This window comes from Mycobacterium sp. PO1, assembly GCF_017312405.1.
Lineage (GTDB): Bacteria > Actinomycetota > Actinomycetes > Mycobacteriales > Mycobacteriaceae > Mycobacterium.
This window is the reverse complement of sequence record NZ_BLTG01000061.1, coordinates 1-23,411: the sequence shown is the minus strand read 5'-3', so window position 1 is coordinate 23,411 and position 23,411 is coordinate 1. Positions and strand designations below refer to the sequence as shown.

General features: G+C 68.4%; 25 protein-coding genes. 18 read left to right on the top strand and 7 right to left on the bottom strand.

The window, feature by feature from the left end; translation table 11 throughout:
• The first annotated feature begins 2 nt into the window (after positions 1-2).
• Positions 3-908: a class A beta-lactamase gene (gene bla, locus J3476_RS19485; RefSeq protein WP_207068013.1), complete on the top strand. Its 906-nt coding sequence runs from the start codon at positions 3-5 to the stop codon at positions 906-908.
• Between the two features lie 3 nt (positions 909-911).
• Here bla and J3476_RS19480 read toward each other — a convergent pair whose 3' ends face one another.
• Positions 912-1,697, bottom strand: a complete 786-nt coding sequence (locus J3476_RS19480) for an IS5 family transposase (RefSeq protein ID WP_207068055.1) — start codon at positions 1,695-1,697, stop codon at positions 912-914.
• A gap of 125 nt (positions 1,698-1,822) precedes the next feature.
• Here J3476_RS19480 and J3476_RS19475 point away from each other — a divergent pair, with 125 nt between their 5' ends.
• Entirely contained in the window at positions 1,823-3,256 is a 1,434-nt protein-coding gene (locus tag J3476_RS19475; protein WP_207068012.1) for an RNA-guided endonuclease TnpB family protein, read from the top strand.
• Positions 3,257-3,313: 57 nt separating this feature from the next.
• Here J3476_RS19475 and J3476_RS19470 read toward each other — a convergent pair whose 3' ends face one another.
• The gene (locus tag J3476_RS19470) at positions 3,314-3,874 is read right to left on the bottom strand and encodes a DUF4334 domain-containing protein (RefSeq protein WP_207068054.1); all 561 of its coding nucleotides are present in this window, start codon (positions 3,872-3,874) and stop codon (positions 3,314-3,316) included.
• Between the two features lie 46 nt (positions 3,875-3,920).
• Here J3476_RS19470 and J3476_RS19465 point away from each other — a divergent pair, with 46 nt between their 5' ends.
• Complete coding sequence (locus J3476_RS19465) at positions 3,921-4,295, top strand: YchJ family metal-binding protein (RefSeq protein WP_207068011.1); 375 nt, start codon at positions 3,921-3,923, stop codon at positions 4,293-4,295.
• Positions 4,296-4,298: 3 nt separating this feature from the next.
• Here the strand turns inward: J3476_RS19465 and ald are convergent, their stop codons facing one another.
• A complete protein-coding gene (ald, locus tag J3476_RS19460) occupies positions 4,299-5,414 on the bottom strand; it encodes an alanine dehydrogenase (RefSeq protein ID WP_152516753.1) in 1,116 nt (371 codons plus the stop codon).
• A 105-nt stretch (positions 5,415-5,519) separates the two neighbouring features.
• On the opposite strand from ald, the gene J3476_RS19455 reads away from it, so the two are divergent.
• On the top strand, positions 5,520-6,035 hold the full coding sequence (locus J3476_RS19455; RefSeq protein WP_152516754.1) for an Lrp/AsnC family transcriptional regulator: 516 nt from the start codon (positions 5,520-5,522) through the stop codon (positions 6,033-6,035).
• A gap of 31 nt (positions 6,036-6,066) precedes the next feature.
• Here the strand turns inward: J3476_RS19455 and hypB are convergent, their stop codons facing one another.
• A complete protein-coding gene (gene hypB, locus J3476_RS19450; protein ID WP_207068010.1) occupies positions 6,067-6,870 on the bottom strand; it encodes a hydrogenase nickel incorporation protein HypB in 804 nt (267 codons plus the stop codon).
• Positions 6,863-7,237: a hydrogenase maturation nickel metallochaperone HypA gene (locus tag J3476_RS19445; RefSeq protein WP_207068009.1), complete on the bottom strand. Its 375-nt coding sequence runs from the start codon at positions 7,235-7,237 to the stop codon at positions 6,863-6,865. Before J3476_RS19445 ends, hypB begins: the two co-directional genes overlap by 8 nt.
• Positions 7,238-7,407: 170 nt before the next feature.
• On the opposite strand from J3476_RS19445, the gene hypF reads away from it, so the two are divergent.
• Genes hypF through hypE form a run of 4 tightly spaced genes read left to right on the top strand, consistent with a single transcriptional unit; the run spans position 7,408 to position 12,239 of the window.
• Positions 7,408-9,765 carry a carbamoyltransferase HypF gene (gene hypF / locus J3476_RS19440; protein WP_207068008.1) on the top strand — a complete coding sequence of 786 codons (2,358 nt, stop codon included), beginning with the start codon at positions 7,408-7,410 and terminating at the stop codon, positions 9,763-9,765.
• Complete coding sequence (locus J3476_RS19435) at positions 9,738-10,034, top strand: HypC/HybG/HupF family hydrogenase formation chaperone (protein ID WP_207068007.1); 297 nt, start codon at positions 9,738-9,740, stop codon at positions 10,032-10,034. The genes hypF and J3476_RS19435 overlap by 28 nt, the downstream gene beginning before the upstream one ends.
• Entirely contained in the window at positions 10,031-11,164 is a 1,134-nt protein-coding gene (gene hypD, locus J3476_RS19430) for a hydrogenase formation protein HypD (RefSeq protein WP_207068006.1), read from the top strand. The genes J3476_RS19435 and hypD overlap by 4 nt, the downstream gene beginning before the upstream one ends.
• The gene (hypE, locus tag J3476_RS19425) at positions 11,157-12,239 is read left to right on the top strand and encodes a hydrogenase expression/formation protein HypE (protein ID WP_207068005.1); all 1,083 of its coding nucleotides are present in this window, start codon (positions 11,157-11,159) and stop codon (positions 12,237-12,239) included. The genes hypD and hypE overlap by 8 nt, the downstream gene beginning before the upstream one ends.
• 55 nt (positions 12,240-12,294) lie before the next feature.
• Here hypE and J3476_RS19420 read toward each other — a convergent pair whose 3' ends face one another.
• The gene (locus tag J3476_RS19420) at positions 12,295-13,356 is read right to left on the bottom strand and encodes an AraC family transcriptional regulator (RefSeq protein ID WP_207068004.1); all 1,062 of its coding nucleotides are present in this window, start codon (positions 13,354-13,356) and stop codon (positions 12,295-12,297) included.
• Positions 13,357-13,592: 236 nt separating this feature from the next.
• Here J3476_RS19420 and J3476_RS19415 point away from each other — a divergent pair, with 236 nt between their 5' ends.
• From J3476_RS19415 to J3476_RS19370, 10 genes are all read left to right on the top strand, one after another.
• Entirely contained in the window at positions 13,593-14,153 is a 561-nt protein-coding gene (locus J3476_RS19415) for a DUF1641 domain-containing protein (RefSeq protein WP_207068003.1), read from the top strand.
• Between the two features lie 92 nt (positions 14,154-14,245).
• Positions 14,246-15,211, top strand: a complete 966-nt coding sequence (locus J3476_RS19410; RefSeq protein WP_163674343.1) for a hydrogenase — start codon at positions 14,246-14,248, stop codon at positions 15,209-15,211.
• 33 nt (positions 15,212-15,244) lie between these two features.
• The gene (locus J3476_RS19405) at positions 15,245-16,855 is read left to right on the top strand and encodes a nickel-dependent hydrogenase large subunit (RefSeq protein ID WP_207068002.1); all 1,611 of its coding nucleotides are present in this window, start codon (positions 15,245-15,247) and stop codon (positions 16,853-16,855) included.
• A gap of 76 nt (positions 16,856-16,931) precedes the next feature.
• On the top strand, positions 16,932-17,705 hold the full coding sequence (locus J3476_RS19400) for a hydrogenase maturation protease (RefSeq protein WP_207068053.1): 774 nt from the start codon (positions 16,932-16,934) through the stop codon (positions 17,703-17,705).
• Between the two features lie 5 nt (positions 17,706-17,710).
• Complete coding sequence (locus tag J3476_RS19395; protein ID WP_207068001.1) at positions 17,711-17,974, top strand: hypothetical protein; 264 nt, start codon at positions 17,711-17,713, stop codon at positions 17,972-17,974.
• Between the two features lie 58 nt (positions 17,975-18,032).
• A complete protein-coding gene (locus J3476_RS19390) occupies positions 18,033-19,250 on the top strand; it encodes a hypothetical protein (protein ID WP_207068052.1) in 1,218 nt (405 codons plus the stop codon).
• On the top strand, positions 19,247-20,107 hold the full coding sequence (locus J3476_RS19385; protein WP_207068000.1) for a NifU family protein: 861 nt from the start codon (positions 19,247-19,249) through the stop codon (positions 20,105-20,107). Before J3476_RS19390 ends, J3476_RS19385 begins: the two co-directional genes overlap by 4 nt.
• On the top strand, positions 20,104-21,312 hold the full coding sequence (locus J3476_RS19380; protein ID WP_207067999.1) for an NHL repeat-containing protein: 1,209 nt from the start codon (positions 20,104-20,106) through the stop codon (positions 21,310-21,312). The genes J3476_RS19385 and J3476_RS19380 overlap by 4 nt, the downstream gene beginning before the upstream one ends.
• Positions 21,309-22,136 carry a hypothetical protein gene (locus tag J3476_RS19375; RefSeq protein ID WP_207067998.1) on the top strand — a complete coding sequence of 276 codons (828 nt, stop codon included), beginning with the start codon at positions 21,309-21,311 and terminating at the stop codon, positions 22,134-22,136. Before J3476_RS19380 ends, J3476_RS19375 begins: the two co-directional genes overlap by 4 nt.
• 142 nt (positions 22,137-22,278) lie before the next feature.
• Positions 22,279-22,950, top strand: coding sequence for a GNAT family N-acetyltransferase (locus J3476_RS19370; protein ID WP_207068051.1), 672 nt, complete (start codon positions 22,279-22,281; stop codon positions 22,948-22,950).
• On the opposite strand, the gene J3476_RS19365 is transcribed toward J3476_RS19370, so the two are convergent.
• Positions 22,928-23,317, bottom strand: coding sequence for a hypothetical protein (locus J3476_RS19365; RefSeq protein ID WP_286183360.1), 390 nt, complete (start codon positions 23,315-23,317; stop codon positions 22,928-22,930). The genes J3476_RS19370 and J3476_RS19365 overlap by 23 nt on opposite strands.
• Positions 23,318-23,411 lie beyond the last annotated feature (94 nt).

Genomic DNA, 23,411 nt, shown 5'->3' with positions numbered 1-23,411 from the left:
GCATGACATCGCTGTCACGCCGGCGTCTGATGCTGGGCGGCTTGTCGGTGACCGCGCTCGCCGCGTGCGGTCGCGCCGAGCCCCCCGTCCGCGACGACCCCAACACGCCTGTCCCGCCCACCGACCCCCGGATCGAGGCGCTCGAGCGGCGCGAGGGGGTCATCGTCGGGCTGCACGCCGTGGACCTGCCCACCGGCCGCCGGTTCGCGCACCGTGCCGAGGACCGTTTCGCGATGTGCTCGACGTTCAAGGGTTACGCCGCGGCAGCCGTGCTCGCCCGGGTCGACCGTGGGCTGTCGGCATTGACCGACACCGTGACGATCACGCCCTCGGAGCTGGTGACGTATTCGCCGGTGACAGAGCCCCGGGTGGGTCAACCGATGACCTTGGCCGAGTTGTGCCAGGCCGCGGTGCAGCAGAGCGACAACAGCGCGGCCAACGCCCTGCTGCGCGTGCTCGGTGGTCCGTCGGCGATCACCGAATTCGCGCGCTCGATCGGGGATGAGGTGACGCGGCTGGACCGGTGGGAGACGGCGTTGAACTCGGCCGCGCCGGGCGATCCCCGCGACACCAGCACGCCGTTGGCTCTGGGTACCGGTTACCGTGCCCTGTTGGCCGGCGACGCGTTGGCCGGGTCGAGCCGTCAGACTCTGCAGGACTGGATGCGGGCCAACGAGACGTCCAGCATGCGGGCCGGCCTACCCGGGTGGACCACCGCCGACAAGACCGGCAGCGGGGATTTCGGCACCGCCAACGACGTGGGGATCGCGTACGGACCGGACGGGCGGCAGCTGCTGCTGTCGATCATGACCCGTTCGGCCGGCGAGGATCCGGAGGCGCCGAGCCGGCGTGACCTGATCGGCGAGCTGGCGGCCCTGGTGGCGACCGATCTGTATGACGGGCAGTAGGCCCTAAAGCGTGTCGAATAACTGGGTGCGGTCGAGTCGGCGTAGCAGTAGGGCGATCTGGCTGAGGTAGAGGAAGCCTTCGTGTGCTTTGAGGGTGACTTCGTAGTGGCGGTCGAGTCGTCGGCAGTGGTTGATCCAGCCGTTGGTGCGTTCGACCACCCAGCGTCGCGGTTCGACGATGAACCCGCGGCCGGGTTTCGGCCCGGACACCACGTCCACTGTGACACCGGCCCTGGCCGCGGCGCTGGTCACGGTCTGACCGGTGTAGCCCTTATCCACCCACACGTGGCTGATGGTCGGGGCGATGCGTTTTGCCTTGTTTAGCCGCGTGGGGAATGCCGCGCGGTCGGCGACGTTGGCAGCGGTGACGACGGCGGCGACCAGAACGCCGCCGGAATCGACGAGCACATGACGTTTGACGCCATCGACCTTCTTTGCCCCGTCGAACCCGCGCGGCCCGGCCACCAAGGACGCCTTGACGCTGGAGGAATCAACGACGGCCGCGGTGGGTCGTCTGCGGCGGCCGGAGCGGGTACGGACCTCGCCGCGGACCGTGGTCAGGATTCGCGCCCATGTGCCGTTGCGGCACCAGCGCAGGAAGTGTTTGTGCGCCGCTGACCACGACACGGTGAAGTCGTGCGGCAGATGCCACCACGCGCACCCGGTGCGCAGCACATACAAGATGGCGTCGAGGTACTCGCGCCACCGCTGCGGTGGGCAGGGCCGCCCACCTCTGGGATGTTTCGAGACGAGGAAGCGGGCGATGCGCGCCCACGCGGTATCGGACAGATCAGAGCGGTACCGGCGGCGCCGACCAGGTTTCGGGTCACATGACCACGAATCGTCATCACGTGTACCGACACGATTGCAATGGCCAGCGTGCTTGTCAGTCCGTCATGAGACGCTGAATGGTGATGGCGCGGCACACCACATTCCGGTTCTGTCTCGACCCGACGGTCGAGCAGCGTGACGTGCTGGCCCGCCATGCTGGCGCGTCGCGGTTCGCGTTCAACCAGTGCCTGCGGATCGTCAAAACCAGCCTGTCTGGCCGGCGAACCGACCCGGGCACCACGGTGCCGTGGACGGTTTTCGACCTGATCAACACCTTCAATGGGTGGAAGAAGACCGAGGATGCCGGCCGGGTGTTCGCTGTCGATGCCGACGGTGGCGTCGAAGTGGTGGTGACAGGCCTGTCTTGGCGGGGCGATGTGTGCCAGCAGGTGTTCGAGGAAGCCGCCGTTGACCTGGGTAAAGGGTTGGCGGCATGGTCTGATTCGCGCTCGGGCAAGCGCAAAGGCCGCCGCGTCGGGTTCCCACGGTTCAAGAAGAAAACCGGCGACATCCCGTCGTTTCGGCTGCGCAACAAGCACCCCAAGGGTAAACCCGCCGCGATCCGTATCGGCGACAACGACCGGCCCCGTTCGCTCACGCTGCCCGGCATCGGCCAGATCGCCGTCCATGACGACACCCGCCGACTGCGACGCATGCTCGCCAAGGACCGGGCCAAGATTCTGTTCGCCACCCTCAGTCGTCACGGGGGCCGTTGGTGGATCGCACTCAATGTCGAGGCCGCCGATCTGCACTCAGCTCATCAGCACCCACCCCGCCGCGACGACGGTGGCGGCTGGGTGGGGGTGGATCGCGGCCTGTCGGCGTTCCTGGTCGCCGCGACTGTAGACGGCACCGAGGTCGCCCGCATCGATGACGCCCCCAAGGCGCTGGCCGCCGGCATCGCTCATCAGCGGCGGTTGTCGAAGTCGTTGTCTCGCAAGAAGAAGGGATCACGAAACCGCAAGGATGCCGCGGCCCGGTTGGGGCGGCATCATCATCGTGTCGCCAACGTGCGCCGCCATTTCCTGCACCAGGTGTCGGGCGAGCTGGTCAAGACCCACGACCGGATTGTCATCGAAGACCTCAACGTGACCGGAATGCTGCGCAACTATCGGCTGGCCCGCGCCATCTCCGACGCCAGCTGGTCGGAGTTCGCGCGGCTGTTGCGGTACAAGCAGGCGTGGCGGGCCGGGCAGCTCATCGAAGCCGACCGGTGGTATCCATCGACCCGTCTGTGCCCTGAGTGCGGGGACATCGACAGTTCGATGACCTTGGCGGATCGGGTGTTCACCTGCGGATGCGGGCATACCGCCGACAGAGACGCCAACGCCGCGCGGAATCTGGCCCGCTGGGGCCAGGGCCACCAGCACGACACCTCAACCGATCCCCGGACCCCCAAGCAACGGGGCCGGGCCACCAAAGCCCGCCGACGGGACGGCGCTGGCCAACACCCTCGTGTTGGTGAAACCAGCCCGAATGACGCGGGAACCGACGTTCACACCGCACCCGCGGCCTGAACCGACGACGCCCGAGAAGGGCGGTGCCGAACATTCAATAGAGTTGTTCGACACGCTTTAGACGACGGGCAGTGAGTCGTCGTCGCGCCGCAGCAGGAAGAAATACGGCGACCTGATGCCGCGCAGATCCATTGCGCCCAGAATGGTTTGGTCGTCGAGCTTACGGAAGACGTCGTTGATCGGGAGCTGGTCGTAGATCATCGTCGCGGTGTCCACGCCGCGGTAGCGGGTGGTGCGCAGCCGGGCCTTGGGGCCGCGCGCCGCCAGTATCGGACGCAGCGCGGCGATTGTGCCGGCGAAGTTGCGGTTCTTCACCCCGGGAACCTTGGTGGCGACGCCCAGACCGCCGAACGCGAGAGCGGGATTCAGTGGCCACAGCGCGCTGCCGTCGGAGGTGGGGAACAGCAGGGGGTGCACGGTTTCGGCGTCGCGGAACTGCTTGCCCCACCAGCCGCTTGCGGCCAGCATGCCGTCGAGTGGGTGAGCGGTGGGTACCTCGGCACCATGCCAGGTCCCGAGCATGAACTCCGGCTCGACGACAGGCAGTGCGTCATAGCGTTGCAGCGCGTCGTCGGTGGTCGTCGGAGCGTCAGGCAGAACGTCGGCGAGCATCAGCATGTCCTCGACTTTACTTGACACCCGTCAATTGAGGCACACTGTCTGTGTGCAACCCGATGGCCCCTGTCCCTGCGGAGGCGACGAGGTGTTCGGTCGCTGCTGTCTGCCGCTGCACCTGGGCGAGCGGCAGGCGCACACCGCCGAGGAGCTGATGCGCTCGCGGTACAGCGCCTACGTCGCCGGCGACGCCGACTACCTGTGGCGTACCTGGCATCCCCGCACCCGGCCGGAGGACGTGGCAGTCGGCGCGGTCACCTGGTCGCGTCTGGAGATCGTCGACCAGGTCGGCGGAGGCGTCGATGACGACGCCGGTGAGGTGGAGTTCCTGGCCCACCACCGCGCCGGCGTGCTGCACGAGCGCTCGCGCTTCAGCCGCCGCGCCGGGCGCTGGTTCTATGTGGACGGCGACATCTCCGGGTGACGATCAGCGCAGCGCGTCCGCCGGATCGGTGAACGGCAGGTCCAGGTCTGCGGCGACCTGCTCGGACAGCAGAGCGCCCTCGTGGGTGGACAGGCCCTTGGCCAGCGCGGCGTCGGCGCGGCACGCGTCGCGCCAACCCTTGTCGGCCAGCTTGAGCACGTACGGCATCGTCGCGTTGGTCAGCGCGTAGGTCGACGTGCTCGGCACCGCGCCAGGCATGTTGGCCACGCAGTAGAACACCGTGTCGTGCACGCGGAAGGTGGGATCGTCGTGCGTGGTGGGGCGGGAGTCCTCGAAACACCCGCCCTGGTCGATCGCGATGTCCACCAGGACGGCACCGGCCTTCATCTCGGCCACGGTCGAATTCAGCACCAGCTTGGGGGCTTTGGCGCCGGGCACCAGCACCGCGCCGATGACCAGGTCGGCCTGCTTGACGGCGTCTTCGAGATCGAGCCGCGACGAGTAGCGCGTCTCGATGGCGCCGCCGTACTCGGCGTCGATCTTGCGCAGGATGTTGATGTTCAGGTCGAACACGGTGACGTGCGCGCCCATGCCCCAGGCCACAGCGGCGGCGTTGTCGCCGGCCATGCCGCCGCCGATGACCACCACCCTGGCCGGAGCGACGCCGGGCACCCCGCCCATCAGGACGCCACGTCCGCCCTGGGTGCGCATCAGGTGGTAGGCGCCGACCTGAGCGGAGAGCCTGCCCGCGACCTCACTCATCGGAGCCAGCAGCGGGAGCGCTCCGTCTGACGTCTGAACCGTCTCGTAGGCGATCGACGTGGTGCCGGAGGCCATCAGTGCGTCGGTGCACGGTTTCGAGGCGGCCAGATGCAGATAGGTGAACAGTGTCTGCCCTTTGCGCATCCGGGAGTACTCGGGCTCGATCGGCTCCTTGACCTTGAGCAGCAGCTCGGCGTCGGCCCACACCGCGTCGGCTCCGTCGACCATCTGGGCGCCGGCGCGGGTGAAATCGTCGTCCGTGATCGCCGAGCCCTCGCCTGCGCCGGCCTGGATCAGCACGTCGTGGCCGTGGCGCACCAATTCGGAGACGCCCGCCGGGGTGATCGCGACGCGGTACTCGTTGTTCTTGATCTCGGTCGGGATTCCGACACGCATGATCGCTCCTCGCGCTAGGTCAGGAAAACAGAAAAGTCCTTCAAAGTGTGAAGAACCCTCGGCTCTGACGCAATATCAATGTGGATCATTCGCTAGCATCCAGACATGCCAGCAGAATCGTCGGCCGAGGGGTCTGGTCGATCGCAGCCGCCGAAGGATGTTCGGACCGTTGCTCTCGACGACACCGACCGTCGCATCCTCACCGCATTGCACGCCGACGCGCGGATGTCCAACAGCGCGCTGGCCGAACTGGTCGGCATCGCCGCGTCGACGTGCCACGGACGGGTGCGCCGGTTGCAGGAGGCCGGCGTGATCCGCGGCTTCTACACCGACATCGACCCGGCCGCGATCGGCCTGACGCTGCAGGCGATGATCTCGGTCAGCCTGCAGTTCAACGCGCGCGGCAAGATCCGCGACTTCATAGCCCAGATCCGGGCCAAGCCGCAGGTGATGGACGTGTACTTCCTGGCCGGTGCCGACGACTTCATCCTGCACGTCGCCGCGCGCGACACCGACGACCTGCGGGCGTTCGTCGTCGAGAACCTCAACGCCGACGCCGACGTCGCCGGGACGCAGACGTCTCTGATTTTCGAGCACCTGCGCGGTGCCTCTCCGCTGTAGCCGCACTCAGGCCCCGGCGGCGAAGTCGCGGTCAGGCCCCAGCGGCGAAGCGCCGCAGCCAGGCGAACCAGTCGGCCATGCCCTCCCCGGTGCGGGCGCTGACCGCCAGCACGGTGGCGGTCGGATTCACCTGTCTGATCCGCTCGATGTAAGTCGCGACGTCGGCGTCCAAGTGCGGCGCCAGATCGATCTTGTTGAGCAGCACCACATCGACGGCGCGAAACATCACCGGGTACTTCAGCGGTTTGTCCTCGCCTTCGGTGATCGAGTACACCATTGCCTTGGCGTGTTCGCCGACGTCGAATTCGGCCGGGCACACCAGGTTCCCGACATTCTCGATGATGACGAGGTCCAGTGCATCCAGCTCGAGACCGGCAAGAGCGCGGTTGACCATCGGCGCGTCGAGATGGCATTCACCGCCGAAACCGTTGTCGGTGTTCAGCAGAGAGATCTGCGCGCCGCGTCCGGAGAGTCGCGCGGCGTCCAGGTCGGTGGCGATGTCTCCCTCGATGACCCCGACGGCGAGCTCGCCGGCGAGTTCGTCGAGGGTGGCAGCCAGCACCGTGGTTTTCCCGGAACCAGGCGAGCTCATCAGGTTCAGTGCGCGAATTCCGTTCGATTCGAACGCTTCCCGATTGATCGATGCGCGGAGATCGTTCTCGGAGAAGATGGCTTGGAGAACATCCACCCGCTCGGTGGCGGTGGCGTAGCCGCTGTGGTCGCCGTGCTGGTCGGTGCCGTCGTGCTTGTGCACGAGGTCGCTGCCGTGGCTGTGCACGATGTCGTCATCGTGGGTGTGCACGGTGCCGTCATCGTGGCGATGAAACCTACCCACGACCAGCCCCGTGCTCGAGGACCTCGTCGTGGTTGCGCACATCGATCGACGTCACCAGGAACTCCTCACCACGTATCACCTCGACGGAGCCGCTGCCGCACACTGGGCAACACACCGAGAAGCGCGACGCGATGTCCGATGTCGCACCACAGGCGCCGCACTCCACAGCGGCGGTCACCGACTCGATCTGCAGCTCCGCGACCCCAAGCCCCTCATGGTCACGCACGATGCTCCAGCAGAAGAGCAGTGAGTCCGGGACCACCTGCCGCAGCGCACCCACCCGCACCCGGACGACCTCGACCGGTCGCCCCTCGGCATGCGACGTCACGACTCCGGCGATCGCATGACACAGCGACAACTCGTGCACATCCGCAGGGTAATCCTGCGACCACAGCCTGCGCAGGGTCCACGGCCAACGGAAAAGCGCAGACCTGTCTGCGAGATTGCGATTGTTGGGCCCCCGGGGGAGGGATAGCCTTGATCGGGCCGATCTGTGTCGACAGCCCACTGACGCAGAGCTGAGGAGACCCGCGCCCCATGAGCGCATGTGCGGAAACCGACGGTGTGGCCCGCGTCGCTGACACCGTGCGTCTCCGGCTGCGCATCACCGGCCTGGTCCAGGGCGTGGGGTTCCGCCCCGAGGTTGCCCGCATCGCCGCCGAACACGGGGTCACCGGCTTCGTGCTCAACGCCTCAGGGGCGGTGCACTGTGAATTCGAGGGCCCCGGCGAGCGGGTGGGCGCGGCGCTGTCCCGACTCCGCGACGCACCGCCGCCGCTCGCGCGCATCGACGCGATCGACGTCGAAACCACCGCGCCTCAGGGCGACACGACATTCGCGATCCGACACAGCGACGACGCCACCACCCCGTCGGCGCGCACCCTGGTTGCACCCGACATCGCCATCTGCGCCGACTGCCTGCGGGAGCTGTTCGACCCCAGCGATCGCCGGTACCTGCATCCCTTCATCACGTGCACCAACTGCGGTCCGCGCTACACCGTCATCACCGATCTGCCCTACGACCGGCCCGCCACGACGATGGCGGATTTCGCGATGTGTCAGGCGTGTGCCGACGAATACGCCGACCCCACCGACCGCCGCTACCACGCCCAGACCATCGCCTGCCCGCAGTGTGGCCCGACGCTGAGTTGGCAGGGTCCGGGAGGCGGGCCGCCGGTGGCGGCGGCTGCCGAAGCGCTGCGTGGCGGGTCGATCGTCGCGATCAAGGGCATCGGCGGCTACCACCTCGCCTGCCGCGCCGACGACGACGAAGCGGTGGCGACGCTGCGTCAGCGGAAGAACCGGCCCGCCAAACCCTTCGCGGTGATGACCGCCGACATCGAGGGCGCCCGGCGCATCGCCGAGGTGAACGCTGCCGCGGCCCGGTCGCTGAGCGGACCGGCCGCCCCGATCGTGCTGGTGCCGGTGCGGCCCGGAACGCTCAGCCCACTCGTGGCACCCGGCCTGCGCGACGTCGGGCTCATGGTGGCCTATTCGCCGGTGCACCATCTGCTGTTCGCAGCGCTCGGTGGCGGTGCGCTGGTCATGACGTCGGCCAACCAGGGCGGCTCACCCATCGCGTACCGCGACGGCGACCTCGACTGGATCGAGGGCCTCGCCGACGCGGTGCTGACCCACGACCGGCCGATACACGTGCCCTGTGAGGACTCCGTTGTCGCGATCGACGACGACGGCGCCGAGTTGCCGGTACGCCGATCACGCGGCTACGCGCCGCTGCCGGTCGGGTCGGGAGGCACGGCGGGGAACCGGCCGACCGTCCTGGCCACCGGTGGCGACCTCAAGACCACCTTCGCACTGACGGGCCCCGACGGACGTGCGCACCTGTCCTCCCATCTGGGTGACATGGCCGATCCCCGGACCCAACAGTGCTTCACCACTGCTGTCGAGCACCTGGCGTTCATGACCGGACGCCACCCCGAGCTCGTCGCCTGCGATCTGCACCCCGGCTACGCGACCAGCCGGTGGGCGCAACGACGGGGCGGGCGCGTGCGCGCCGTTCAGCACCACCACGCCCACGCGGTGGCGCTTCTGGCCGAACACGGCCGCCTCGGCGACCCGGTCATCGCCGTGACCTACGACGGCACCGGATACGGCACGGACGGGACGATCTGGGGTGGCGAGCTGCTCGCCATCAGCGACCCGACCCGGTTCACCCGGGTCGCTCATCTCGCACCGTTCGCACTGCCCGGCGGCGACGGAGCGGTGCGCCAACCCGCCCGGATCGCGGTGGACCTCATGCTCCGGGCCGGGGTGACCGGCATCGACGACCTGCCGCCCGCCGCCGCGATCGGCGCTGCCGGCATGAACATCCTGACCCAACAGCTCAGCCGGCAGCTCGGATGCGTTGCGACGACCAGCATGGGCCGGCTGTTCGACGCGGTGGCAAGCCTGCTGGGGGTATGTCAGAACGTCAGCTACGAAGGGCAGGCCGCGGTCGAACTGGAACACCTCGCCCGTACCGCGCGGTGGCGCCCGACGCTGGATTTCGCGTGGGACGGCGCCGTCCTCGACCCGGCGCCGGTGATCGTCGCCCTGGCAGCCGGGATGCGCGCCGGCGCCGACCGTGCCGGTCTGGCGGCGGCGTTTCACGACGCAGTCGTGCGAGCCACCGTGCGGGCGGCCGCCGACACAGCCGTCGCAGCGGGCATCACCACGGTGGGGCTGACCGGAGGTGTGTTCGTCAACCGTCTGCTGTTGACCGGCATCGCCGCCGGCCTGCGGGCGTGCGGGCTGGAGGTGCTCACCCATCGGGTGGTGCCGTGCAATGACGGAGGTTTGGCACTCGGGCAGGCGGCGGTCGCCGCGGCCTCGTTGTCGGAGTGCGTCGAAGAGGAAAGGAGCGGCCAGTGTGCCTCGGAATCCCCGGCAAGGTGATCGAGATCTGGGAGGAAGCGGGGACGCGGATGTCGACCGTCGAGTTCGGCGGCACGACCAAAACCGTCTGCCTGGCCTACCTTCCCGACATGCAGGTCGGTGAGTACACGATCGTGCACGCGGGTTTCGCGATCACCCGCCTCGACGAGGTGTCGGCAAACGAAACGTTGCAGATGTTCGCCGACCTCGGCGTGCTCGACGAGGAGCTGGCCGGTGAGCAGCCCGACCGTCACGACACCCCGGGGAACATGAAGAGGAATTCGGCATGAAGTACCTCGACGAGTTCCGCGATCCGGCGGCGGCCAAGACCCTCGTCGACGCCATCACGCGTCGAGCCACCCGGACCTGGACGGTCATGGAAGTATGTGGCGGGCAAACCCATTCGATCATCCGCAACGGCATCGACCAGCTGCTGGCCGGAGCCGTCGAGTTCATCCACGGCCCGGGGTGCCCGGTCTGCGTCACTCCGCTGGAGATGATCGACCGCGCCCTCGAGATCGCGGCGCGCGACGACGTCATCTTCTGCTCGTTCGGCGACATGCTGCGGGTTCCCGGCAGCCGTCGCGACCTGTTCGGGGTTCGTGCCCGCGGAGGCGACGTCCGCATCGTGTACTCGCCGCTCGACGCCACCCGGGTGGCCGCCGACAACCCGGACAAGCAGGTGGTGTTCTTCGGGGTCGGGTTCGAGACCACCGCGCCGGCCAATGCGATGGCCGTCGTGCACGCCGAGCGGCTCGGGCTGACGAACTTCTCGATGCTGGTGTCGCACGTCCTCGTGCCCCCGGCGATGAGAGCGATCCTGTCCTCGCCGACGAACCGGGTGCAGGGCTTTCTGGCCGCCGGTCACGTGTGCTCGGTGATGGGCACCGGCGAGTACGGTCCGTTGGTCGACGAGTTCGGCGTGCCCATCGTGGTGACCGGTTTCGAGCCGCTGGATCTGCTCGAAGGGGTCCGACAGGTGGTCGAGCTGTTGGAGTCGGGCACTCCCGAACTCCGTAACGCCTACCCGCGTGCGGTCAGCGCACAGGGCAACACGGTGGCACAGCAGACGCTGGCCGACGTCTTCGCCGTCACCGACCGGCAGTGGCGCGGCATCGGATTGATTCCGGCATCGGGATGGACCCTATCGCCGCGTTACGCCGCCTTCGACGCCGAACGCCGGTTCGGCGTCGGCGACATCCGGGTGGCCGAATCGGACCAGTGCCGTAGCGGAGAGGTGCTGCAGGGTCTGCTCAAACCCCACGAGTGCCCGGCGTTCGGCCGGGCGTGCACACCGCGTACACCGTTGGGCGCCACCATGGTCTCCAGCGAAGGCGCGTGCGCGGCCTACTACCAATTCCGCCGGCTGGCGGCGGCCGAGAGCGCGGCATCGCCGACAGCGAGCGCCGCGCATGCCTGAGCAGCCGGTCACCGTCGACCCCGCCGACTGGGTCTGTCCGCTGCCGCTGCGCGAGACCGGGCGGGTCGTGCTGGGCCACGGCGGCGGGGGAGTGCTGTCCGAGGAGCTCATCGAGAACCTGTTCATGCCGGCGTTCGGATCGGCGGCCGGCCCGGCCCGTGACTCGGCGCTGCTGGACGTCGGTTCCGGCCGCGTCGCGCTGACCACGGACTCGTATGTGGTGCAGCCATTGTTCTTCCCGGGGGGCAACATCGGCCATCTCGCGGTCCACGGCACCATCAACGATCTGGCGTGCAGTGGCGCGCAGCCGGTGGCCCTCACCGCGGGTTTCATCCTCGAGGAAGGACTCGAGCTCGACGTGCTCGGCGCGATCGCCTCCACCATGGGGCGGGCCGCTGAAGAGGCCGGCGTGTCGATCGTCACCGGCGACACCAAAGTCGTCGGAAAGGGCAGCGCCGACCAACTGTTCGTCAACACCGCCGGCGTCGGCGTCGTACCGCCCGGTGTGCACATCGGGCCCGAACGTGCCCGCCCCGGTGACGTGGTGATTCTGTCCGGCCCGGTCGGCGAGCACGGGGTGGCGATCCTCAGCGTGCGTGAGGGCATCGACTTCGGCACCGAGGTGCGCACCGACAGCGCGCCGCTGCACCGGCTGGTCGCGGCGATGCTCTCCGGTGCGACCGAGGCGGGCGACCCGGGGGCGGTACACACGTTGCGTGATCCCACCCGCGGTGGGCTCGTGGCGTCGCTCGTCGAGATCGCGCGTGCCGCTGCGGTCGGCGTCGAGATCGACGAGGCCGCTGTGCCGGTGCCCGATGCCGTTGCGTCGGCCTGCTCGTTTCTCGGGCTGGACCCCCTGCAGGTCGCCAACGAAGGCAAGATCGTGGCCTTCGTCGACCCGGCCCACGCAGACGCGGTGCTCGCCGCGATGCGCGGCCGACCCGAAGGCGCCCAGGCAACCGTCATCGGCCGCGTGGTCGGCGACCATCCGGGCATGGCCGTGGCGCGCACCGCCTTCGGCACCACCCGGGTCGTGGAACGCGAGCTCGGCGAGCAGCTGCCCCGCATCTGCTGAGACAGCGTGTCGTCGGCGACGCTCGTCAGCGCCGCAGTGTCGTCGGCGACGCTCGTCAGCGCCGCAGTGTCTCCGAGGGGGCCTCGCCCCAGCGCTTGCGATACTCCACGGCGAAACTGCCCAGGTGGTGAAAGCCCCAGCGTTCCGCGACCGCCGTCACCGTCACCCCGTCGGAGGGGATGGCATCGGTGAGTTCCTCGTGCACGCGCTCCAGCCGCCGCTCGCGCACGAACGCCATCGGGGACATGCCCAGCTCGGCCCGGAACCCCTGCTGGATGGATCGCACGCTCATGTGCACTTCGCGAGCCAGCGACTCCATCGTGATCCGTTCGGCGAGGTGGCCGTCGATGAAATCCATCGCCTGCTGGATGACGGTGCGCCGCGGATCCGCCGACACCGGTTGGGTGAGGTCGGCGTGGTAGTTCGATGGCTGGAGATGCAACAGGCTGCTCATCACCAGTTCCTCGACCGAGCTGATACCGCGTCCCTTCTGGATCAGTGAACCCGCGTGGTACACCTCGGTGTGCACCAGCTGCACGGCGGCATGCCAGCGCATCGCGGCCTCGGTGGCCAGGTCGAAGTCGGGATCGAACACCAGCGGCCTGACCAGGTTGCGGCCGATCAGCCGGGTGACGTGGGCGGTCATCGCCTGCTGCTCGATGCGGATCAACAGCTGCGGGGCGTCGAGCCCCAGCTCGATCCGTAACGGTGTGCCCGGGCTGGAGACCAGCGAGCGCATCGTGTTCGCCTGGAAGGTCGCCGCCGGATGGTGAACGGTGGCAACCCCGTTGAGGGGCATGTGCACCGCGAAGTACCGACCGGACTCGGGGATGTCGATGGTGGCCGGCACGTGCAGGTCCAGGTAGAGCATGCTGACATTGCGCAGCCGCACCCCGTGCATGGTGGCCGCGAAGCCGCCGGCGTCGGCGGGGTCGACCGTCAGCGTCAACGGCGTCAACGCCCGCCCGAGCAGCCGGGCGGCTTTGCCCACGTCTTCGGTGTAGAAGATCTCATGGGCGGTGAGCGCCGGCGGCACTCCGCGCGAGCGCACCTTGCGTCGCACCGGATCGCTGGTCCGACGGATGTCGATGTAGCCCAGCCGCGTCAACCGAGACATCAGTGCGACCGCGTTCCCGCCCGAAGGTAGGGAAGGCTAACTTTGGTGGCGGGGAACCGAATTCGAGGCGGCAACACAAGGCTCCTGACGGACGGGCTCGTTTCAGCGTAGCCATCTCTGCGCAATCCTGATAGCTGTTGCGCGAAAGCGATAGGCACGGCGCCGCCCGCGCAGTACGTTGGGCGCAACAGCCACATCCCCCGCGCAGCAGGGGATCCCGCCCCGGGAGGTATCGGATGGGCGCCAGCGGTCCGGCAGCAACACCCGTCCTGGATTCGGTGAACGGCGCCGGTCCCGCCGACTCCGTGCGCGACCGTCTCGATGATCCGCGCGTCGCCGAGGCGCTGACGACGTTGCTCGACCACGCCGACCTGCTGGCGGTGCTGGTCAGCGGTCTGGACGGATTCGTCCGCCGCGGTGACGACATCACCGCCAATCTCACCTCGGCGTGGGGGGAACTCAGCGGCTCCAGCGAGCAGATCCCCGGCCTGGCCGCGCTGCGCGAGGTCGACCTGACCGAATTGTCGGCCAGCCTGGCCGTGCTCACCGGTGGACTGGTGAAAGCGACCCCGGCGATCAACACGCTGCTGAGCTCGTCACTGACCGACCCCAGGGGCGCCGAGGTCGTTGCCGCCCTGGGAGATGCGCTGGTTTCGGCGCGCTCATCGGTACCCGCGCCGCCCCGTGGGCTGCGCGGGCTCTGGTCGACGCTGCGCGGTGCCGCGAAAGACCCGGACGTGACGCGCGGGCTGGCATACCTGATCGAGGTCGCCCGCGCCTTCGGCCGCAGGGTCTGAGCTTTCCGGTCACTGAAGTGACCCCCCGACAACCGAATTGACAGCCCACCGCACCGGAGGCCGACGCCGCCGGTGAGTCGAGAGGAGTCTCCATGGCATCGGTGCTCTGGTTCCAGGGCGGCGCGTGCAGCGGCAACACGATGTCGTTTCTCAACGCCGACGAGCCCAACGTCGTCGACCTGATCGTCGACTTCGGTCTCGACCTGGTGTGGCATCCGTCGCTGGGTCTGGAGTTGGGTAAGAACGCCCAGAAAGTCTTCTGGGACTGCGCCAACGGCGAGCGACCCCTGGACATCTTCGTCTTCGAGGGGTCTGTCATGGAGGCCTACGACGGGCGTACGGACATGTTCGCCGACCGGCCGATGAAGGACTGGGTCACCGATCTGGCCGCCGCCGCGCAGATCGTGGTCGCGATCGGAGACTGCGCATGCTGGGGCGGCATCCCGGCGATGGAACCCAATCCGTCGGGGTCCACCGGTCTGCAGTTCCACAAGCGGGAGAAAGGCGGCTTCCTGGGGCCGGATTTCCGATCCAAGATGGGCTTGCCGGTGATCAACATTCCCGGTTGCCCCGCCCACCCGGACTGGATCACCCAGATTCTCGTCGCGCTCGCCACCGGCCGCGCCGGTGACATCACCCTCGACGACCTGCACCGGCCGGAGACGTTCTTCAAGACGTTCACCCAGACCGGCTGCACCCGGGTGCAGTTCTTCGAATACAAACAGTCCACGATGTCGTTCGGCGAGGGTACCCGAACAGGGTGCCTGTTCTACGAATTCGGCTGCCGGGGACCGATGACGCATTCGCCGTGCAACCGCATCCTGTGGAACCGGCAGAGCAGCAAGACCCGCGCCGGCATGCCGTGCATCGGCTGCACCGAACCGGAGTTCCCGCACTTCGACCTCGCGCCGGGCACTCTGTTCAAGACCCAGAAGGTCAGCGGGATGATCCCCAAGGAAGTGCCGGAGGGTACCGACCACCTCACGTACATGGGCCTCGCCGCGGCGGCCCGAATCGCGGCGCCGCAGTGGTCCAAAGAAGACATGTTCGTCGTCTGAGGCGATGGTCTCCAACAGAAAAGGACTCCTTGAATGACCGATCAACTCGATCTCTTCGTCAGCCCGCTGGGGCGCGTCGAGGGTGACCTCGACGTCCGCGTCACCATCGAAGACGGTGTGGTGACCTCGGCGTGGACCGAGGCGGCGATGTTCCGCGGCTTCGAGATCATCCTGCGGGGCAAGGACCCTCAGGCCGGGCTGGTGGTGTGTCCCCGCATCTGCGGCATCTGCGGCGGCAGCCACCTGTACAAGTCGGCCTACGCCCTGGACACCGCGTGGCGCACCCACATGCCGCCCAACGCCACGCTGGTCCGCAACATCGGCCAGGCATGCGAGACGCTGCAGTCCATCCCGCGGTACTTCTACGCGCTGTTCGCGATCGACCTGACCAACAAGAACTATGCGAAGTCGTCGCTGTACGACGAAGCCGTGCGCCGGTTCGCTCCCTACGTCGGCACGAGTTATCAACCGGGCGTGGTGTTGTCGGCCAAACCGGTCGAGGTGTATGCGATCTTCGGCGGCCAGTGGCCCCACTCGAGCTTCATGGTGCCCGGTGGAGTGATGTGCGCGCCCACGTTGTCGGACGTGACCCGATCGATCGCGATCCTCGAGCACTGGAACGACGCCTGGCTGGAAGGCCAGTGGCTGGGCTGCTCGGTGGACCGGTGGCTGGAGAACAAGACGTGGAACGACGTGCTGGCGTGGGTGGACGAGAACGAGGCGCAATACAACAGCGACTGCGGTTTCTTCATCCGCTACTGCCTCGATGTCGGGCTGGACAAGTACGGACAGGGCGTCGGCAACTATCTGGCCACCGGCACCTATTTCGACCCGACGCTGTACGAAAACCCCACCATCGACGGACGTAACGCCGCACTGATCGGGCGTTCCGGGGTATTCGCCGACGGCCGGTACTACGAGTTCGACCAGGCCAACGTCCGCGAGGACGTGACGCACTCCTTCTACCAGGGGGACCGGCCGCTGCACCCGTTCGACGGTGAGACCATCCCGATCGACCCCGAGCAGGGTCGCAAGCAGGGCAAGTACAGCTGGGCCAAGTCTCCGCGCTACGCCGTCGGCGACCTGGGCAACATCCCGCTGGAGGCCGGTCCGCTGGCCCGGCGGATGGCCGCCGCCGGCCCCAATCCCGCGCCGCACCAGGACAACGACCCACTGTTCGGCGACATCTACAACACGATCGGGCCGTCGGTCATGGTGCGGCAGCTGGCCCGCATGCACGAGGCGCCGAAATACTACAAGTGGACCCGGCAGTGGCTGGACGCCCTCGAACTCAAGGACAGCTTCTACACCAAGCCCACCGAATACGCCGAGGGCCGCGGGTTCGGCTCCACCGAGGCGGCTCGCGGCTCGCTGTCGGACTGGATCGTCATCGAGGACTCCAAGATCAAGAACTATCAGGTCGTCACCCCGACCGCGTGGAACATCGGGCCGCGCGACGGCTCCGAGACGCTCGGCCCCATCGAACGGGCCCTGGTCGGTTCGCCGATCGTCGACGCCGAGGATCCGGTCGAGCTCGGTCACGTGGCCCGCAGCTTCGACTCGTGCCTGGTGTGCACGGTGCACGCCTACGACGGCAAGACGGGACGCGAGCTGAACAAGTTCGTCATCAACGGGATGGTGTGACCTGCCCTCACCACGGGTGAACCCCACGACCAGCAACCCGGCGGCTACCCTCCAGCCGCCGGGTTGCGACGTCGTGATCATCGGGTGCGGCAACCTGCTACGCGGCGACGACGGGGTGGGACCCGTGCTGGTCCGTCACCTGTGGGAGCGCGGCGTACCCGACGGCGCGAAGTTGGTCGACGGCGGCACGGCAGGCATGGACGTGGCGTTCCAGATGCGCGGGGCCGGCAGGGTGGTCATCATCGATGCCGCGGCCACCGGATCGGCGCCGGGCACGGTCTTCCGCGTACCCGGTGAGGAATTCGCCGAACTTCCGCCGCTGCAGGGTCTGCACACCCATTCATTTCGCTGGGACCACGCGATCGCATTCGCGCGCTGGGCACTCGCCGACGACTGCCCGAGCGACATCACCGTCTTTCTCGTCGAGGTCGCCGGCGTCGAGATGGGTGCTGAACTCTCCGAACCGGTCGCCGCGGCCATGGAGCAGGTCATCGACGTCGTCGAGCGGGATTTCCTGGCGCCGCTGCGTCCGGCCGGGCACGCTGCGGCGACCGTCGAGTTCACCGCGGACGGATATCTGCGCCTCGATGCCGCGCTGGCGGCGGCGCGGTTCCCCTCCGACGCCGTGACGGCCGTGGTGCGCGACGGCACGTTCTGGCTGATTCCGCTGCGCGGGCCCCGCAGCGGGGGATTGCTGCTCAAACAGCGCAATCCCGCCGGGGACCGGTCGGTACTCGTCAGTGAGCTGCTGAGGGAGACCTCACTTCAGGGCGTTTTCCAGGCATTCTGGGACGATGACCACGCCGCGCTGCGCATCCCGGTTTCCGGCGACGAGGAGCGGGAACGGTGATCGCCATGAGTGATCACCAAGACCCGTCTCCGAACAACAGGCCGCCGACCACGGTCCGCGGCGAGAGTTCCGCCGATGAGGCCCGCGCCGTGGACACCGTGGTGGTCCACGAGCGGGGGCACTGGGCCGTCGACATCGTCGTCGTCTTCGACGACGGGGTGGTGCGCAAACGGATCGCCACCCACCGCACCCGGGGGCGGGCCGAGCTGGCCGCAGACCTGATCAAACGCGCCGCCGAGCGCGACCTCAAGGGACCGTTATCGGGATGAATCTCGTGGGAGGGCCGTGACCGACACCGTCGCCGATGTGTCCGAGGACACCGGCACCATGCTTGCCGCGCGTCCGCAGCCGCTGGGCGCGTTCGGCCTCCCCGCCGGATACCTGCTCATCCCGGCGGGCCACGACACCGAAGCCGCCCGAACCGCGCTGGTCGATGGCCGGCTTCCCGAGCAGTGGCCGGATCGGCTCGAGGCGTACCGCCACGCCCTCGCCGGTGACCGGGACAGCGCCCTGCACGCACTGACCGGCGAAGACCCGGTGTCGCGCTACAACAGATTCGTTCTCGATCCCGACCAGGCCGACCCCGCCGCGATCCGCGCCGACCTCGGAGAGTTCGCCGTGCTGGTCGACGTGGTGCTTTTCGCCCTGGGGCGCACCGACTCCGCGCCCGAGCTCGACGGGCACGACGGAGAGATCGCCGCGATCGTGCTGGCCGCGCAGGCCTCGGCGGCGCTGGCTGACGGCAACCCCGCCGCGGCGGTGCCGCTGCTCGACCGCGCCGCCGAACTCGCGGCATCGGTGAGCAGACCCCTGGCCGGCGTGCTGGCCGGTGCCGCGGCCGGGGTGTGCCGCGACGTCGAGGACCCCTCGGCTCTGCAACGTCTCGAGCGGGCTCTGAGTCTGCTCGAGGACGCCGATGCGTTGCGTGTCGCGCGCGCTGAACTGCATCTGAGCGCGGCAGGGATCCTGCACGAGCGCGCCGCGCAGCGCCCCGAGCTGCTGCCCGCCACCGTTCCGCACTACCACTCCGCGCTGCACTTGATCCGGCGTGAGGACGCACCGCTGTTGTGGGCCTCCGCGCACGCCGATCTCGCCACCGCCTACCTGACCATGCCGATGGTGGAAGCGTCGAGCCAATTGAGGTTGGGCATCGCCGCGCAATCCCTGCGGCAGGCGCTGACCGTATTCACCCGCGACGAGCATCCGCAACGCTGGGCCAGCGTGCAGCTGAACCTGGCCAACTCGATGGTCTACACCCCCTCCAAACACCGTCAGGAGAACTTGGTCGAGGCGGTCGAGATCTACGAAGCGGTGCTGCAGTCGCGCGACCGCGACGGCGATCCGCTGGGCCGCGCCCGGGTGCTGGCGAATCAGGGCAACGTTCTCGCGCATCTGGGCCTGTTCGACCAGGCCAAAGCGAAGCTCTACGAGGCCCGGTTCCTGTTCGAGGACGGCGGCGACACCGACTCGGTACGCACGGTTCGCGACATCCTCGACGAGGTGGCCCGCCAGACGGCCCTCGATCGCGGCGAGGAGGCACGATGACCGACCTGCAGGAAGGGGCCGACCTCGAGACGCTGGCGCGCCGCGTCGACGACGCGCTGGCCGCCGTCGCCGGACTGGATCCCGCCGCCCGCACAGCCGCCGAAGAGCTCAAGGCTGCGCTGGAGGAGATCCACCGGGCCGGGCTGGTCACCATCGTGACGCGAATGCGCGCCGACGACGCGGCGCGGCCACTGTTGTTCGACCTCGTCGACGACCCGGTGGTGCGCATGCTGCTCACGCTCCACGGCATCATCCGCCCCGACCCGGTCACCCTGGCTGAACGGGCGCTGGCCGCGGTACGTCCCCAACTGCACAGTCACGGCGGCGACGTCACGCTCGACCGTGTCGCCGACGGCGTCGCGTTCGTTCGTCTGGAAGGCGCGTGCAACGGCTGCTCGATGTCCTCGGTCACGCTCCGCGAACTGGTGGAGAGTGCGCTGCTGCAGGCGGTTCCGGCGATCAGCACGGTCGAGGTACTCCCCAACGAGCCCACGCCGACGATCATTCCGATCGAGTCGGTGTCGTTCCGCCGCGCCGCCGACCCGGAGGCCGAGGGCTGGGTGCGGGTGGCCCGCGCCGACGCGGTCCCGGTCGGCGAGGTCAGTGTGCACGGCCCCGATGTCCTCGTCGTCAATGTCGATCAGCGGCTGTCGGCCTACCGCAACGAATGTGCTCACGAGGCACTGCCCTTGGACAATGCCGTATTGGATGTCTCGGCCGGGACACTGACCTGTCCGTGGCACGGGTTCTGCTACGACGCGTCGTCCGGGGAGTGTCTGTCCGCCCCCGGTGTGCAGCTCGAACAACTGCCGCTGCGGGTCGAGGATGGAGATGTCTGGGTGCGGGTCGGCCCATGAGCCGGTACACCGTGCGCCACAGCGTGAATGGCCGTGCAGGCGGACGGACGGGCCCAGTCGGCGCGCTCGCCGTGCTGACCGATGAGCACAGCGGTGGATGGGAGCCTCGTACCTGGCTGGGCGCGCCCGCGCCCGGCGGGTTGGCGCTGCCGCAGGCCTCCCCGAGCATGGCGTGGATGTATTCGCCGCGCGGGGTGTTCCTCGACGACTCTCATGTGGTGGTGGCGGACTCGGGCAACCATCGGGTGCTGATCTGGCACGGTGTTCCCGAGTCCGACGAGCAACCGGCCGATGTGGTCCTCGGCCAGCCCGACGGGACGTCGGAAGGGCGGGCCGCGGGCGGGCGGGGCCCCGAGCGGGGGATGAACCTCCCCACCGGAGTCGCCGTCATCGGTGGACGTCTGATCGTGGCCGACGCGTGGCATCACCGCATCCTGGTCTGGGACGAGGTGCCGCAGCGCAACGACGTAGCACCCGATGTCGTTCTCGGACAGGCAGATTCGAGTGCGGTCGAGCCGAACGCGGGCGAGGAGTGTTCGGCGTCGACGCTGTACTGGCCGTTCGGGTTCGCGCTGCTGGGGCAGCGGTTCTGGGTGGCCGACACCGGTAACCGCCGGCTGCTGGGCTGGTCCGGCGGAATTCCCGAGCCCGGCCAGCCCGCCGACATCGTGTTGGGTCAACCCAGCGAACACGCGCGGGAGGAAAACCGCGGCGAGGCGGTCGGACCGGCGAGTTTCCGGTGGCCGCACGCGGTCACCGGCACCGACGAACTGCTGTTGGTCGCCGACGCCGGTGATCACCGGGTGCTCGGTTGGTCACCGCATCCCGGCGATGACGCACCGGCTGATTCAGTCCTGGGGCAGCAGGACTTCTCGTCGGCCGACGAGTGGCCGTACGGCCCCCACAGCGGGGACCGGTTCCGGTTTCCCTACGCCGTTGGACTCGACGACGGGCGGCTCGCCGTCGCCGACACCGCCAACAACCGGGTGCTGCTGTGGGATGAGCTGCCCTCGGAGCCACTCGGTGGGCGGCCCGCCGACCATGTGCTGGCGCAGCCGGATTTCAGCTCCAATGGAGAGAACCGCTGGGCGCTGGTCGGCCGTGACACGCTGTGCTGGCCCTACGGATTGAGTCTGCACGGTGACCGCTTGGCGATCGCGGACTCAGGCAACAACCGCGTGATGGTGTGGGAGCGGCGTCGATGAGGCCCCGAATAGTCCAGACCGACGACCAGATCGGGTTCGCTTGGGCGACGGTCGACGGGCGGCCGACGTCGCTGCTGGAGCTTGTCGAGGCCGACGAGGAACCGGACCGTCTGGCCGCCACTCACCTGTCCGCGCTGGACGACGCCCTCATCGATGCGGCGCGCCGGTTCGGCGACGTACTCGGGGGTGGACGGCGGCCGTCACCGGTCGAGCGTGACGTACTCGCCGAGCTGTACTGCAGCCTCGACCGGCTGTGCCTGGACTACGCGCGGGCCGCCGACAGTATGGGGTTGGTTCCGGATGTGCGCGCCGGACAGATCGTCGGCACCGCCGCGCTGATGTCGATCCTGGCCCGTCAACCGCTGGGCCTGCTGGGCCCCGCACCCCTCGACGGTGAGCTCGACGAGCCGACACTCGGGGTGGTGGGCGGCTTCGGAGACATGGTGCAGGTTGATCCCGCCCGCCCGTGGAAGGGCGGACGATGGGTGCTGCGCACCGAGGACGGCGCACGGCTACCGCTGACTCTGGCCATGCTGTTGTTCGACAGTTCGGGCGTGAACCGGGACGCCGCCCGCCGCGAGCACGCTGAAGCGCTGGCGCGGGTCACCGCAGCCGCGGGCGATGCGCAGGCCGACCGGTTCGACATGGCCTGCGCGTTGGACTGGCTGCTCTACGACTGGCTGATGGCGCACCGCGTGGACGCGGACAGCGCCGAGGTCGTGGTCCCGAAGGACCGGGAAGACGATGCCGCCGTCGTCGTGGCAGCAGTGGCCGCCTCGGTCGCCGCCCGGGCGACTTTCGACCCCGCGTTGGGCGGTCGATGACGGTTCGCGGGAGATAGCGAACCGAGGGCTGAAAGTTACCGCGGGCGTGACGGACGGCGGCCGATAACGGACCGTTGGCGATAACCGACCGCGGGCGATAATCAGTTCAACTACCGGGGCGCGGTGTGTTGCCGTGGCTGTCATGGTGTCGACGATTTGGCCTTTGGCGGGCCTGGAAGTGAGGACGCCCTCGGTGACGCTGCGCTACGTCACCGACGATCTGGGGTTCGCACTGGCGGAACTGGCTGCGCAGGGCGTTCATGACTCTGCGACCATGCCGTTCACCAGGCCCTGGACCGACGTCGCCGCGCCGGAGCTGCAGCGCAACACCCTGCGGTACTACTGGCGCTCGCGCGCTGAAACGACTGTCGATCATTGGGATCTACATTTCGCGGTGCTCGTGAGTGCTGTCGTCGTCGGTATGTGCTCCATCGCGTCTGACCGCTTCCCAGTCCTTCGCAGTGCCGAAACCGGATCGTGGATCGGGCGCGCGTATCAGGGGCGCGGCATCGGTCGCGAGGTGCGTCAGGCAGCGCTGCACATGATCTTCCGCGGGTTGGACGCAGACCACGCGACCACCGGCGCCTGGCACGACAACGTCGCGTCGCTCGCGGTCACCCGGTCGCTGCCCTATCTGCAGACCGGCACGTCAGTTCAGCCCCGGCGGGGGTCGCCGGACCGCATGCTGCATTTCGCGATCAGCCGTGCTGATTGGCAACGCGTCGCTCGGGACGACATCGAACTCGTCGGTATCGATGCCGTCCGCGCGCAACTGGAAACGAGGCGAAGCGTCAGGGGAGCGTCGTCAACGTGACGTTGTGCAGCGCGATCGCCACATCGCTGGGCAGGATGTCCACGAAGGTGGGAGCGTCGCGCTGCGCGGCACCGGTACCGATGATGTTGCCCGGAGACGTTCCCGCACAGGGGAAATCACTGCAGCGTAGCCAGAATCCCGGGGGACTCTGGTAGGGCTGCATGCTCGGTGACTGGTCGACCCGGTATCGGCCGGGCGGGATGAAGGACGTCGCCCACCCCTCTCGCGGCTGAGTGGTCACGCCGAACACCCCGTTGCTGCCGTATACCGGTACGGCAGCGGCCGGCGCCGCGGCGAACAGCGCAGTGGTGAGCACGCCGGCTCCCAGCACGGAAAACGACGTCGGCCACCGGTCATCAATACGCATGTTCTCGAGGTTAGCCGCGGCTACGGGTCGTCGTCCGCGTCTTCACCGTTCGTGCTCTCGCTTCCCGCACCTTTGTCGTCGTTTCCCGCGCCTT

Excerpts from the sequence above, each read along its gene's own strand:
- J3476_RS19475 (WP_207068012.1), top strand. The coding sequence starts at position 1,823 with ATGGCGCGGCACACCACATTCCGGTTCTGTCTCGACCCGACGGTCGAG.
- J3476_RS19415 (WP_207068003.1), top strand. The coding sequence starts at position 13,593 with ATGGGCGCCAGCGGTCCGGCAGCAACACCCGTCCTGGATTCGGTGAAC.
- J3476_RS19410 (WP_163674343.1), top strand. The coding sequence starts at position 14,246 with ATGGCATCGGTGCTCTGGTTCCAGGGCGGCGCGTGCAGCGGCAACACG.
- bla (WP_207068013.1), top strand. The coding sequence starts at position 3 with ATGACATCGCTGTCACGCCGGCGTCTGATGCTGGGCGGCTTGTCGGTG.
- hypE (WP_207068005.1), top strand. The coding sequence starts at position 11,157 with ATGCCTGAGCAGCCGGTCACCGTCGACCCCGCCGACTGGGTCTGTCCG.
- J3476_RS19470 (WP_207068054.1), bottom strand. The coding sequence starts at position 3,874 with ATGCTGATGCTCGCCGACGTTCTGCCTGACGCTCCGACGACCACCGAC.
- J3476_RS19385 (WP_207068000.1), top strand. The coding sequence starts at position 19,247 with ATGACCGACCTGCAGGAAGGGGCCGACCTCGAGACGCTGGCGCGCCGC.
- J3476_RS19380 (WP_207067999.1), top strand. The coding sequence starts at position 20,104 with ATGAGCCGGTACACCGTGCGCCACAGCGTGAATGGCCGTGCAGGCGGA.
- J3476_RS19375 (WP_207067998.1), top strand. The coding sequence starts at position 21,309 with ATGAGGCCCCGAATAGTCCAGACCGACGACCAGATCGGGTTCGCTTGG.
- ald (WP_152516753.1), bottom strand. The coding sequence starts at position 5,414 with ATGCGTGTCGGAATCCCGACCGAGATCAAGAACAACGAGTACCGCGTC.
- J3476_RS19365 (WP_286183360.1), bottom strand. The coding sequence starts at position 23,317 with ATGCGTATTGATGACCGGTGGCCGACGTCGTTTTCCGTGCTGGGAGCC.
- J3476_RS19455 (WP_152516754.1), top strand. The coding sequence starts at position 5,520 with ATGCCAGCAGAATCGTCGGCCGAGGGGTCTGGTCGATCGCAGCCGCCG.
- hypD (WP_207068006.1), top strand. The coding sequence starts at position 10,031 with ATGAAGTACCTCGACGAGTTCCGCGATCCGGCGGCGGCCAAGACCCTC.
- J3476_RS19405 (WP_207068002.1), top strand. The coding sequence starts at position 15,245 with ATGACCGATCAACTCGATCTCTTCGTCAGCCCGCTGGGGCGCGTCGAG.
- J3476_RS19395 (WP_207068001.1), top strand. The coding sequence starts at position 17,711 with ATGAGTGATCACCAAGACCCGTCTCCGAACAACAGGCCGCCGACCACG.
- J3476_RS19390 (WP_207068052.1), top strand. The coding sequence starts at position 18,033 with ATGCTTGCCGCGCGTCCGCAGCCGCTGGGCGCGTTCGGCCTCCCCGCC.
- hypF (WP_207068008.1), top strand. The coding sequence starts at position 7,408 with ATGAGCGCATGTGCGGAAACCGACGGTGTGGCCCGCGTCGCTGACACC.
- J3476_RS19420 (WP_207068004.1), bottom strand. The coding sequence starts at position 13,356 with ATGTCTCGGTTGACGCGGCTGGGCTACATCGACATCCGTCGGACCAGC.
- J3476_RS19370 (WP_207068051.1), top strand. The coding sequence starts at position 22,279 with ATGGTGTCGACGATTTGGCCTTTGGCGGGCCTGGAAGTGAGGACGCCC.